General features: G+C 64.6%; 13 protein-coding genes. 5 read left to right on the forward strand and 8 right to left on the reverse strand.

Going from position 1 to position 12,280, the window contains the following annotated elements; all coding sequences use genetic code 11:
* The 3 genes from B3873_RS16235 to B3873_RS16245 form a co-directional block, all read right to left on the reverse strand.
* On the reverse strand, positions 1–180 hold a 180-nt coding region (locus tag B3873_RS16235; RefSeq protein WP_286867313.1), incomplete at its 3' end, for a Gfo/Idh/MocA family oxidoreductase.
* Complete coding sequence (gene cueR, locus B3873_RS16240; RefSeq protein ID WP_121038801.1) at positions 177–599, reverse strand: Cu(I)-responsive transcriptional regulator; 423 nt, start codon at positions 597–599, stop codon at positions 177–179. The genes B3873_RS16235 and cueR, both read right to left, overlap by 4 nt.
* Positions 600–601: 2 nt before the next feature.
* Positions 602–2,854: a heavy metal translocating P-type ATPase gene (locus tag B3873_RS16245; protein WP_286867314.1), complete on the reverse strand. Its 2,253-nt coding sequence runs from the start codon at positions 2,852–2,854 to the stop codon at positions 602–604.
* A gap of 164 nt (positions 2,855–3,018) precedes the next feature.
* Between B3873_RS16245 and B3873_RS16250 the strand changes: the two genes are divergently transcribed.
* The gene (locus B3873_RS16250) at positions 3,019–3,219 is read left to right on the forward strand and encodes a heavy-metal-associated domain-containing protein (protein ID WP_039787609.1); all 201 of its coding nucleotides are present in this window, start codon (positions 3,019–3,021) and stop codon (positions 3,217–3,219) included.
* Between the two features lie 166 nt (positions 3,220–3,385).
* Here the strand turns inward: B3873_RS16250 and B3873_RS16255 are convergent, their stop codons facing one another.
* From B3873_RS16255 to B3873_RS16265, 3 genes are read right to left on the reverse strand one after another with little or no spacing between them, the layout of a single operon-like run.
* Positions 3,386–4,555 (reverse strand): vWA domain-containing protein, encoded by a 1,170-nt coding sequence (locus B3873_RS16255; protein ID WP_039787607.1) that lies wholly within the window; start codon positions 4,553–4,555, stop codon positions 3,386–3,388.
* A 21-nt stretch (positions 4,556–4,576) separates the two neighbouring features.
* Entirely contained in the window at positions 4,577–5,164 is a 588-nt protein-coding gene (locus B3873_RS16260) for a GNAT family N-acetyltransferase (RefSeq protein WP_039787606.1), read from the reverse strand.
* 26 nt (positions 5,165–5,190) lie between these two features.
* Positions 5,191–6,066, reverse strand: a complete 876-nt coding sequence (locus B3873_RS16265; RefSeq protein WP_134221913.1) for an AAA family ATPase — start codon at positions 6,064–6,066, stop codon at positions 5,191–5,193.
* Positions 6,067–6,268: 202 nt separating this feature from the next.
* On the opposite strand from B3873_RS16265, the gene B3873_RS16270 reads away from it, so the two are divergent.
* The 3 genes from B3873_RS16270 (at position 6,269) to B3873_RS16280 (ending at position 9,570) form a co-directional block, all read left to right on the forward strand.
* Complete coding sequence (locus B3873_RS16270) at positions 6,269–8,518, forward strand: site-specific recombinase (protein ID WP_276842321.1); 2,250 nt, start codon at positions 6,269–6,271, stop codon at positions 8,516–8,518.
* A gap of 364 nt (positions 8,519–8,882) precedes the next feature.
* Positions 8,883–9,203: a c-type cytochrome gene (locus tag B3873_RS16275; protein ID WP_039787601.1), complete on the forward strand. Its 321-nt coding sequence runs from the start codon at positions 8,883–8,885 to the stop codon at positions 9,201–9,203.
* A gap of 13 nt (positions 9,204–9,216) precedes the next feature.
* Positions 9,217–9,570, forward strand: a complete 354-nt coding sequence (locus B3873_RS16280; protein ID WP_039787599.1) for a c-type cytochrome — start codon at positions 9,217–9,219, stop codon at positions 9,568–9,570.
* A gap of 77 nt (positions 9,571–9,647) precedes the next feature.
* Here the strand turns inward: B3873_RS16280 and B3873_RS16285 are convergent, their stop codons facing one another.
* Positions 9,648–10,079, reverse strand: coding sequence for a DUF1841 family protein (locus B3873_RS16285; protein ID WP_039787595.1), 432 nt, complete (start codon positions 10,077–10,079; stop codon positions 9,648–9,650).
* 274 nt (positions 10,080–10,353) lie between these two features.
* On the opposite strand from B3873_RS16285, the gene B3873_RS16290 reads away from it, so the two are divergent.
* Entirely contained in the window at positions 10,354–11,535 is a 1,182-nt protein-coding gene (locus tag B3873_RS16290; RefSeq protein WP_286867318.1) for a branched-chain amino acid ABC transporter substrate-binding protein, read from the forward strand.
* A 7-nt stretch (positions 11,536–11,542) separates the two neighbouring features.
* On the opposite strand, the gene nth is transcribed toward B3873_RS16290, so the two are convergent.
* Positions 11,543–12,193: an endonuclease III gene (nth, locus tag B3873_RS16295; protein WP_039787592.1), complete on the reverse strand. Its 651-nt coding sequence runs from the start codon at positions 12,191–12,193 to the stop codon at positions 11,543–11,545.
* Positions 12,194–12,280 lie beyond the last annotated feature (87 nt).

Consider the following 12,280-nt stretch of genomic DNA (forward strand, 5'->3'; position numbering starts at 1 on the left):
CGCATCGGCATCGTCGAACCAGCGCGGCACGCCGTGGCGCTGCGCGTAGTCGGCGGCCAGGGCGGCGTCGCGGCGCATGACGGCGGCCAGTTCGAAACCGGGCGTGCTGCGATAGGCCGGGCCGCTTTTCTTTTCGGTGACGGCCCCGCAGCCGATGATGCCCCAGCGCAGCACGCTCATGCCTGCGACTCCGCGTGGGCGCAGCAGTCCGGCTGCGCGCCGAGGGCATCGAGGATGGGGCAGTCGGGGCGATGGTCGCCATGGCAGTCCTGCACCAGGCGTTCCAGCGTGCCCTTCATGGTCTGCAGTTCGCGGATGCGCTGCTCCAGTTCGCCGATGTGGGTCTGGGCCAGCTGCTTGACCTTGCGGCTGGAGCGCGACTGGTCCAGCCACAGCCCGATCAGGTCGCTCACCTGCGGCATGGAAAACCCCAGTTGCCGCGCCTGGCGGATGAAGCGCAGCAGGTGCACGTCGCGCTCGGCATAGACGCGGTAGCCGGCATCGGTGCGGCCGGCCTTGGGGATCAGGCCCGTTTCTTCATAATGGCGAATCATCTTGGCCGAGACGCCCGAGGCAGTGGCGGCTTCTCCGATATTCATGTTCACTTCTCCATTTTTGCGGGGCCATGCGGACGCCAGCGGCGCAGCAGCAGGGCATTGCTGACCACGCTCACGCTGGAAAACGCCATCGCTGCCCCGGCCAGCATCGGGTTGAGCAGGCCCAGCGCCGCCAGCGGAATCCCGACCAGGTTGTAGATGAACGCCCAGAACAGGTTCTGGCGAATCTTGCCGTAGGTGCGGCGCGAGATGTCGATGGCGTCTGCCGCCAGGCCGGGATCGCCATGCATCAGTGTGATGCCGGCGGCCTGCATGGCCACGTCGGTGCCGGTGGACATGGCGATGCCCACATCGGCGGCAGCCAGCGCCGGGGCATCGTTGACGCCATCGCCGACCATGGCCACGACATGCGCGCCGTTGTCGCGCAGGGCAGCGACCGCTTCGGCCTTGTCGCCGGGCAGCACTTCGGCGCGCACATCCTGAATGCCCAGTGTGGCGGCCACTTGTTGTGCGGCCCCCCGGTTGTCGCCGCTGAGCATGGCGGTGCGGATACCCAGCGCATGCAGGGTGGCGATGGCTTGCTGCGCGCCGGGCTTGATCTCGTCGCCGAAGGCCAGCAGGCCCAGGATGCGCACATGGCCTGCCTCACGTTCGGCCAGCCACGACAGGGTACGGCCCTGTGCCTGCAACTGGTCCGCACGCGCTTGCAGGGCCGGGGCGCTGGCCTGCAATTGCTGCATCCAGCGGCTGCTGCCCAGGCAGAGTGCGCGGCCATCGACATGGCCTTCGATGCCCAGCCCGGCCACGCTGCGTACCTGGCCGGCTTGCGGGATCGAGATGTCGGTGTGTGCCGCAGCCGCTTCCAGCACGGCCCGCGCCAGCGGGTGTTCGCTGCGGGCTTGCAGGGCGGCGGCCAGGGCCAGCAAGGCATGCTCCTGATCCTTTCCGGCGGCATCAGCGGCTTGCAGTTCAGTCAGGCGCGGACGGCCCAAGGTGAGCGTGCCGGTCTTGTCGAAGGCGATCACGTCGACCCGATGTGCGATCTCCAGCGCCTGCGCATCCTTGATGAGGATGCCGTGGCGTGCGGCCACGCCGGTGCCGGCCATGATGGCCGTGGGCGTGGCCAGGCCCAGTGCGCAAGGGCAGGCGATCACCATCACCGCCACCGCATTGAGCAGGGCCTGTTGCCAGTCGCCTGCCGCCAGGCCCCAGCCGAGGAAGGTCAGGGCCGACAGCAGCAGCACCGCAGGCACGAAGACCGCGCTGACCTTGTCCACCAGGCGCTGGATCGGCGCCTTGGCCGCCTGCGCCTGTTCCACCATGCGCACGATGCGCGCCAGCATGGTTTCGGCACCGATGGCGGTGGTTTCGAAAAGCAGCACGCCTTCCGCATTGATGGCACCGGCGGCCAGCTGGTCGCCGGCTTGCTTGGGTTGCGGGCGGCTCTCGCCGGTCAGCAGGGCTTCATCCAGATGGCTGCGGCCCTCCTTGACGATGCCATCGACCGGCACGCGTTCGCCCGGACGCAGCACCACCAGGTCGCCCACGCGCACCTGGGCCAGCGGCACGTCGATGTCTTGTCCGTCACGGCGCACGCGGGCACGGTCGGGACGCAGCGCATTGAGGGCGGCGATGGCGTCGGCCGTCTGGCGCTTGGCGCGGCCTTCGAGCCATTTGCCCAATAGCACCAGGGTGATGACCACGGCCGAGCTTTCAAAGTAGAGATGCGGCATGGCCATGGCGTGCTCGCCCATGGCCGGCATGCTCAGCCATTGCCAGACCGATAGCCCGTAAGCCGCACTGGTCCCCAACGCCACCAGCAGATCCATGTTGCCGGAACGCGCGCGCAGCGCGCCCCATCCGGCGTGATAGAAACGCCAGCCCAGCCAGAACTGCACGGGCGTGGCCAGCAGCCATTGCCACAGCGGGGGCAGGCTCCAGCTGATGCCCAGCGGGGCCAGCAGCATGGGCAGCAACAGCGGCAGTGACAACGCGGCCGAGACGGCCACGGGCCACCAGCTTGGCAGCTGTTTCTTGGCGCTGGCCGGCGCGGCGGTTTCTTCAGGGATGTGCTGGTGCGCCTGATAGCCGGCCTTCTCGATGGCGGCAATCAGGGCAGCCGGGGCCACGGCTGCGGCTGTGGCGATGCTGGCGCGCTCGGTGGCGAGGTTGACGCTCACTTCGGTCACGCCAGGGATTTTCTTGAGTGCCTTCTCCACGCGCATCACGCAGGAGGCACAGCTCATGCCTTCGATATCGAGGCTGATCTCGGCGGCAGCAGGGGAGGAAGAGGACATGGCAACGACTCCGGAAGGATGGATCAAGGCCTGCATCATCATCCTTCCCATGATGGCAAGGTCAAGCCTGATTGTCGCATGGATGCACAAAGCTGCGCTTGACCTTGCCGTGGTGGGAAGGTTTAAGCTTCCATCATTGACTTCATTTCATGAAAGGAAACGCCATGAGCACCACCTTCACCGTCAACGACATGACCTGCAACCACTGTGCAGGCGTCATCACCAAGGCTGTCAAGGACGTGGACGCCAATGCCAAGGTCGATATTGCAGTGGCCGACAAGCGCGTGGTCATCGACAGCAGCCTGCCGGCGCAACAGTTTGCCGAGGCCATCGAGGAAGCGGGCTATACCCCTGTTGCTGCCTGAGAAGGCACACCCATTGTCGCCTGGCTCTATACACACCGTTCGGACTGAGTAGCCGCGTCGCGGCGTATCGAAGGCGCTCCGATGTTTGCCCGACGGCGTGTCTTCGATACGCCGCAAGCGGCTACTCAGTCCGAACGGGGTTTGGTTGAGTCAGGACCGTATTGCCTCATTTGCTGAGCAATCGCATCGCTCCCTCCAGCCCATCCATGGTCAGCGGGAACATGCGGTTGTTCATGAGCTGGCGGATCAGTGCGATCGATTGCCGGTATTGCCACAGGCCTTCCGGCTCGGGATTGAGCCAGACGAAATGCGGGAAGGTGCCAGTAAAACGCTGCAGCCACTCTGCACCCGCCTCCGCATTGTTGTATTCCACCGAACCGCCCGGCTGCACGATTTCGTAAGGACTCATGGTGGCATCGCCCACGAAGATGAGCTTGGTGTCCGGCGTGTACTTGCGCAGCACATCCCAGGTCGGGAAACGCTCGGCGTGGCGGCGGCGGTTGTTCTTCCACAAGTAGTCATACACGCAGTTGTGGAAGTAGAAGAATTCCATGTTCTTGAACTCGGTGCGGGCCGCCGAGAACAATTCTTCGGTGCGGGCGATGTGGTCATCCATCGATCCGCCCACATCGAACAGCATCAAGACCTTGATCTTGTTCTTGCGCTCGGGCTGCATGCGGATGTCGAGGTAGCCGGCGTTGCTGGCGGTGGCGCGGATGGTGTCGTCCAGCGCCAGCTCTTCGTCCAGTCCTTCACGCGCAAAGCGGCGCAGGCGGCGCAGCGCCACCTTGATGTTGCGCGTGCCCAGTTCGCGTTCGCCGTCGTAGTCCTTGTATTCGCGTTCTTCCCACACCTTCACTGCACTGCGTTGGCCGCCCTTGCCGCCGATGCGGATGCCCTCCGGGTTGAAGCCGCCGTGGCCGAAGGGAGAAACCCCGCCGGTACCGATCCACTTGCTGCCGCCTTCGTGGCGTTCCTTCTGTTCTTCCAGCAGTTGTTTCAGGCGATCCATCAGCTTGTCGTAACCGAACTTCTCGATGGCGGCCTTCTGCTCGGGCGTGAGATCGCGCTGCAATTGCTTGACCAGCCATTCCAGCGGAATCTCCGGCCGCTTTTCGAAGATCGTTTCTATCCCCTTGAAGTAGGCCCCGAAGGCACGGTCGAACTTGTCGAAGTGCGCCTCGTCCTTCACCAGCGTCAGGCGCGAGAGAAAGTAGAACTCATCCAGCGAAGGGGAAATGACCTGCTTGTCCATCGCCTCCAGCAGGGTCAGGAATTCCTTGATCGAGGCCGGCACGCCAGCCTGTTTCACGGTGTAGAAGAAATCGATCAGCATGAATGCAATCCCGCAGCCGCCTCAGCGGCCCAGCTTGAACTGGAGATGGCGGCGCACCGTCGGCCATTCCGATTCGATGATGGAAAACACCACCGTATCGCGATAGGAACCATCCGGCATGCGCTGGTGATTGCGCAGGATGCCGTCCTGCTTGGCCCCCAGCCGCGCAATGGCGGCACGCGACTGCTGGTTCATCCAGTGGGTGCGGAACTCCACGGCGATGCAGTGCATGTCCTCGAAGGCGTGGGTGAGCAGCATCAGCTTGCACTCGGTATTGATGCCGGTGCGCTGGGCACTGGCGGCATACCAGGTGGAGCCGATCTCCACGCGCCGGTTGGCCACATCGGCATTCATGTAGGTGGTCATGCCGCACAGCGCGCCGGTGTCATTGCGGCGGATCACGAAGGGCAGCATGCTGCCCTGCTGCTGCAGGTGCAGGCGGCGTTCGATCTCGGCGCGCATGTTTTCCGGCTTGGGGATGGCGGTGTACCAGAGCTTCCACAGCTTGCCATCCGACACGGCGGCAATGAGCGCATCGTGGTGCTCGGGATGCAGCGGCTCGATCGTGGCGAACTGGCCCTTCAGGGTGATCGGCGAGAGGAATTGCATGGCGGCTCCGGTGGATGGCGGCAGGTTCAGCGGTTGTTGCGCGACATGAAGACCAGCCGCTCGAACAGGTGCACATCCTGCTCGTTCTTGAGCAGCGCGCCATGCAGGGGCGGGACCACGGCCTTGTTGTCCTGGCTGTGCAGGGCTTCTGGCGGGATGTCCTCGGCCATGAGCAGCTTGAGCCAGTCGATCAGTTCCGAGGTCGAGGGCTTCTTCTTGATGCCCGGTACCTCGCGCACCTGGTAGAAAGCGTCCAGCGCCCGCGCCAGCAGGTCGCGCTTGATGTGCGGGAAGTGCACATCGACGATCTGCTGCATGGTCTCCTTGTCGGGGAACTTGATGTAGTGGAAGAAGCAGCGGCGCAGGAAGGCGTCCGGCAATTCCTTCTCGTTGTTGGAGGTGATGACCACCAGCGGCCGGTGTTTGGCGCGCACCAGTTCGCGCGTCTCATAGACGTAGAACTCCATGCGGTCGATTTCGCGCAGCAGGTCGTTGGGGAATTCGATGTCGGCCTTGTCGATCTCGTCGATCAGCAGCACCACTGGCTCCTCAGCCGTGAAGGCCTGCCACAGCACGCCCTTGACGATGTAGTTGTGGATGTCCTTGACACGCTCGTCGCCCAGCTGTGAATCGCGCAGGCGCGAGACCGCATCGTATTCGTACAGGCCCTGCTGGGCCTTGGTGGTGGACTTGATGTGCCACTGCAGCAGCGGGCGGCCCAGGGCCGCGGCCACTTCCTCGGCCAGCATGGTCTTGCCGGTGCCGGGCTCGCCCTTGATCAGCAGCGGACGCTGCAGGGTGAGGGCGGCATTGACCGCCAGCTTGAGGTCGTCGGTGGCAACGTAGTTGTCGCTGCCGGTGAATTTGCCTGGATGGGATGAAGCGGCGGAATGATCTGGCATGGATGCTGTCCTTGTCAGGTTGCTGTGGTTGGATTGCCGGGAAGATGCGGCATTGCAGCAGCCGCGCCGGACATTTCTTCGAGTATAAGGGAAAAGCCGGCCAAATCCGGCGCACCTGCGACGGCTTGAATTCTGCTCAATCGTTCCTATATCAAGGGCTACGCATGCAACAAACTGACAGCGCCCCAGGCGCTCACTGCCCATGAAATTTCTTTTCTTCAAGATGCTGGTGGTGTGGAGACGAATGCGTCACGGCATGCAGGCGCGTTACATGGACCGGCATGATGTCGGCCGGCAGCTGGAAGTCCTGATGCGCCGCATCGACCCGGCGGCCAGCTGGCACGAGCGGGCCAACTGGATGATCGACGTGGCTGAATGGCTGCGCCATCGCCCGGCGGTGTCGCTGCTGGACCGCCAGGCCTGGCACCAGGTGCGTCGCCAGCGGCTGGCCATCATGCTGGACTGGCTGGACCAGCACCGCGACGTGCGGCGCGCGGTCCAGAACGCGCTGCAGAAGACCTTGCGCGAAGCCAACGGCCCCGAACTTTTCTCCACCACTGGCCTGCCGCACGAACCCGGCTTCTTCGGCGAACTGAGCGAACGCCTGGCCCGGCTGATCCTGCCGCGCCACCTTTCGCCCACTGACCTCTCTTCGCTGTTCACGGCCATGTTCCCCGATCCGGACGATGCCGCCTGGCTGCTGGAGCTGGACAATGAACTGCTGCAGCGGCTGTGGAAGCTGATGGCCGATGACGGCATCTCCCACATGTACTGGCAGCAGATCGAGGAAGCCATCACCTATCTGACCACCACGGTGGTGGCCGATGGCATCAGCCCGGCCTTCCGCCAGCGGCTGGAACCCAAGATGCCCATGCGCGCCACGCCTTTCCTCGCGCTGCGGCGCGAGATGGAAGCCTGGCTGCGCGCCCAGCCGGGCGACCTCGGCGCCCTGCGCAGCGTGCGCATGCTGGTCGCGGTGTGCCATGCGCAGACCGACCGCATCTACGCGCACCTGGATGAATACGGCGTCTCGGTGAGCCTGGTGTATCGCGTCGAACGCATGCGCGCGCACTTGCAGCGCATCGGGCGGCTCATCGATGTGCGCTCCGGCGTGCCTGGTCCGGTCATCAGCCCGGCCGTGCCCGGCATGGTGGCGCGGCCAGCGGCGCTGGCCGGGGCCGGGCGCATGCAGTTGCTGCTGTGCGACCTGATCTCCGCCCACCATCACCGCGACTCGGTACGCGGCCTGATGCGGCGCAGTTTTGCCCTGCTGGCGCGCAAGATGGTCGAGCGCAATGCCGATCACCGGGAGCAGGCCATCGCCCGCGACGGTGCCGGTTATCGCCGGGTGATGCGGGCCGGTCTGGTGGGCGGTGCGGTCATCGCCGCCACGGCGCTGGTCAAGCAGAGCCTGTCAACGCTGGGCGTGGTGCACTTCGTCGATGGCGCGCTGGCTTCATTGAATTACGCCGCCAGTTTCCTGCTCATTGCCGCGCTGGGCGGCGTGCTGGCCACGCGCCAGCCGGCCGTGACCGCACCGGCCCTGGCCTCGCGCATGGGAGACCTGGATGCGGAGGGCATGCGTGACCTGATTGCCGAATCCGGTCAGCTGCTGCGTTCGCAGTCGGCGGGCATCTTTGGCAATCTGCTGGCGGTGATTCCGGTCACCGCCGCGCTGTGTGCCCTGGGCTGGTTCGCGCTGGGCAGCCAGCCGATGCCGGCCAACGAGGCGCGCCAGGCCATCGCTGCGCTCTCGCTGGTGGGCCCCACGCCCCTGTATGCCGCGCTGACCGGCGTATTGCTGTGGCTGGCCAGTCTCGCGGCCGGCTTTGCCGACAACTGGTTTGCCCTGCGCCGGGTACGGGAAGTGGTGTCCAACCATCGCCGCCTGGTGCACGGTCTCGGCGCCATGCGCGCCCAGCGCTGCGCCGCCTGGCTGGAGCGCAACGTGGCCACCATCGCCGGTAGCCTGTCGCTGGCCGTGCTGCTGGGGCTGGCACCGGTGGTGGCGGCCTTCTTCAGCCTGCCGCTGGATATCCGTCATGTGACCTTGGCTGCTGGTACGCTCACCGCCGCAGTCTTCAGCCTCGGCTGGGAAATCCTGATGACGCCCGCCTTCTGGCTGGCTGCCGGCGGTGTGGCTGCGACGGCCCTGTTGTCGGTGGCGGTGGCCTTCGCCTGCGCACTGGCGTTGGCGCTGCGCTCGCGCGACTTGCCGCGCCGCGCCCGCAATATCGCCATGCGGGCGGTGTTGCGCCGTTTCGTCGTCCGGCCCTTGTTCTTCATTCTTCCGCAAAAAACGGATGCGGCAGTGCAGGATGACGCCGGAGAAGACGAGGACGACGACGATGACGGCCAGGGCGGCGCGCGCCAGGACAACCGGCAACCGCGCCTGGCTTCACTTGAGCCTGGGCAAGATATGCACGTCCAGGCTACGCGGCATGTCGCCTAGCGTTGGCATCAGCCAGATGCCATAGCGTTAATATTGCAGCGCATATAATGCGTCGATCGCCCGCCCGGCCTTGCCTGGCGGGCGATTGCGTCTGTTAGGGAGGGTTTGCGGGCAGGGATGACGCTGCCGGTTTTATTGGTTAGAATCGAAAGCGTTTTTTGCGCAAGGCAGGGGGAGTGGAGAGACAAGCTTGAGCCGAAACACCGGTTGAGCCATAGCAGAAGAGCCAAACCTGCAATACCAGGGCAATCGAACAAGCACGATAAAGTTTGCCGCTGGCAGCAAAAGATGCGTTTCGTCGGGTGTCCGCCGCGCCGAGGTTGAGGCGGGGCGGATGGGAAGTCCAATCACTTACCCTGCTCACATGAAAAAACACCTCGTGTTTCTTGCCCTGGCTGGCGTGCTCGGCAGTGCATCTGCGGCCGACATCGTCGGCAACGCCAAGGCCGCTGAAAACAAAGTCTCCATGTGCATTGGTTGCCATGGCATCCCCGGCTATAAAGCCAGTTATCCCGAGGTCTACCAGGTGCCGATGCTGGGCGGGCAGTCCGCCAAGTACATCGAGAACGCGCTGCGCGCCTACCAGAAGGGGGAGCGCAAGCATCCTTCGATGATGGGCGTGGCCGCCAGCCTGTCGGACCAGGACATCGCCGACCTGGCCGCCTACTATTCGCAGCAGAAGTGAGGGGAGCCACGAGATGAAGAAGAACCTGATTGCCCTGTCGCTGCTGGGCGCCACAGCCCTGCTGTCGCAAGCGGCCAGTGCCGCCGATGTGGCCAATGGCCGTGCGCTGGTGGAGAAGTACAACTGCGCCTCCTGCCACGGCAAGGACTACAACTCGCCCATCGATCCGGGCTACCCGAAGCTGGCCGGCCAGCATGCGGACTACCTCAAGCATGCCCTGACGGCCTACCGCCGGGGCGACACCGCCATGAATGGCCGCAACAACGCCATCATGTCCGGCCAGGCCAAGCCGCTCACGGATCGCGACATCAACGATATCGCGGCTTATCTGCACAGTCTGCCGGGCAGCCTGGTGGTGCGCAAGTAAGCTGCGCCTGTTGCGTATGAAAGAAAGCCACGCCGGCAGAGAGTTGCGGCGTGGCTTTTTGTTGTGCGCGTGAAGGCTTATCCCTGTGCCCGCCGCTTGATATTCTCGATATAAGCCGCCCCATCCGGCGGCAAGCCATTGCGCTGGGCATTCCAGATCATCTCCCCCAGGGCTTCCATGATTTCATGATGGGCATCGTGTTCCGAGCCACGGCGCTGGGCCAGCAGCTGGAAGGCGCCACGGATGCCGGGGGGCTGGTCGATGGAGATCTGTTCCGTGATCGACAGGTGCATCGACAGATGCAGGAAGGGATTGCTCTGGCCGCGTTCGATCGAATAGTCGGCCGCCAGCGCTTCCTCAACGTCGCGCAGGGCATCATGGTATTCCGGATGCTGCAGGATCCAGTCGCGGGCGATGGCTTCCAGGGGCGTCAGTACCTGGTTGCCCTGGTGCTTGCGGTAGGCTTCGCAGAAGAAGCGGCGGACATCGTGCTGGGACGGCGTGAACATGGCGGTGCATCAATCGGGGATAAAGCGCTATTCTACGCTGGTCTGCCGCCCGCTTCAGGAGGCCGGCCAAGGCCTGCGGCACGACAGGTCCAGATGAAGTAATATTCTTTCCCTACGACAAGCATCTGAATAATCCATCCAATGCAGTACCCGGCCGCATCGCCCTGGCGCGATGGGGGTAAACGCAAGGCCGGGCAGCGAGAAGGAAGCATGCATGCTTTTTGGCGGAAGCCTGATTCGGCCTGTGCGCCGTCCCCGGACATGGACGCGGCCCTTGCTCTGTATCGTGCTGGCCCTGCTGGGCTGCTGCGCGCAGGCTGCGCTGGCGGCCCCTTCGGCGTCGGCCAAGGCGAGCACGGCCAGCGACGAGCAGCCGGCCGACGAATCCACCCTGGCCATCGGCTTTGCCGGCCCCTTGAGCGGCCCCTCCATGGGCGTGGGCCGCAGCATGCGCAATGGCGTGCAACTGGCGCTGGATGAGGCCAACCGGCGCGGTGTGGTCATCGCTGGCAAGCATTACCGGATCAAGCTGGTGGCCCAGGATGATCGCGCCGATCCGGGCACGGCCGAATACGTGGCGCGCTATCTGGTCGGCCAGCGCGTCATCGGTGTGGTCGGGCACTGGACCAGCGGCACTAGCCTGGTGGCCGCGCCGCTCTACCATGCTGCCGGCGTGATCCAGGTGACGCCCTCGGCGATGAGCCGCAAGCTCACGGCACTGTCCTATCCGCGCATTTTTCGCACCATTCCCAACAACGAAAGCCTGGGGCGCTGGTCGGCACGCTACGTAGTCGACAAGCTGGCGGTGCGCTCCGTGGTGATCATCGATGACCGCACGCCGTTCGGCCAGAGCCTGGCCGAACAGTTCGGGCGTGAAATCGAGACGCAGGGCGGCAAGGTCCTGGCGCATTTCAACGTCAGCGACAAGACCTCGGATTTCAACCAGCCATTGCTGCAGGCGCGTGCGCTCAAGCCCGACCTGATCTTCTTCGGCGGACTGGACTGGCAGGCCGGGGTGCTGGCCAAGTCCATCCGGCGCCTGAAGATCGACGCTCGCTTGATGGCCTCGCCCGGGACCTTGGGGCTGCCTTTCCTGATGCGGGCCGGACCCGATGCCAATGGCACGCTGATACTGGAGCCGGGGCCGCCACAGGACAAGATGCCCGGCTGGCGGCAGTTCCGCCAGCGCTACAGCGAAGCTTTCGATTCCGACATCGACCTCTATGCGGTCTTCGCCTATGAAGCGGCGCAGTCCATCCTGCTGGGACTGCGCCAGGCCGGCAGCATCGATCCGGATGCGGTTGCTCGGGCCATGCACCGGCTGCGCTTCGAGGGCGTGAGCGGACCGGTGGCCTTCAACGAGGAAGGGGATCTGCTCAACCCGACTTTTACCCTGTATGAAGTTCAGGACCAGCGCTGGGTGCCGGTCACGCGTCTGTACGGGCTTCCGCGCTAGCGCGTTCTCAGACGCCCTTGGCCGGAAGTGGCGTTTTCTGCTTGAATTCGCAGAGGTCGGCAATCAGGCAGTTCCAGCATTGCGGCTTGCGCGCGATGCAGGTGTAGCGGCCATGCAGGATCAGCCAGTGATGCGCATCCTGGCGGAATTCCGGGGCCACGAACTTGATGAGCTTGCGCTCGACTTCGTCCACATCCTTGCCCGGTGCAATGCCGGTGCGGTTGGAGACGCGGAAGATGTGCGTATCCACCGCGATGGTGGGATGGCCGAAGGCCGTGTTGAGGACCACGTTGGCGGTCTTGCGGCCGACCCCCGGCAAGGCTTCCAGCGCTTCCCGCGACTCCGGTACCTCGCCGCCGTGTTCCTCGATGAGGATGCGGCAGGTCTCGATCACGTTCTTGGCCTTGGTGCGATACAGCCCGATGGTCTGGATATAGGGCATGAGTTGGTCCACGCCCATGCGGTAGATGGCCTCTGGGGTGTTGGCCACCGGATAGAGCTTGCGCGTGGCCTTGTTCACCGACACATCGGTCGCCTGGGCTGACAGCAGCACGGCGATCAGCAGCTCGAACGGCGTGGTGTATTCCAGCTCGGTGGTGGGCGTGGGGTTGGCCTGGCGCAGGCGCTCGAAGATCTCGCGGCGTTTGGTCGGATTCATTGTTGTGGGCTGTCGGGCTGGGGGCTGGCTTGTTCGGCTTGCAGTTTCTTCAGGCGCGCGCGGTCCATGGCGGCCTGGATGATGGCC

Source organism: Herbaspirillum sp. UBA812 (assembly GCF_002296545.1).
GTDB lineage: Bacteria > Pseudomonadota > Gammaproteobacteria > Burkholderiales > Burkholderiaceae_D > Herbaspirillum > Herbaspirillum huttiense.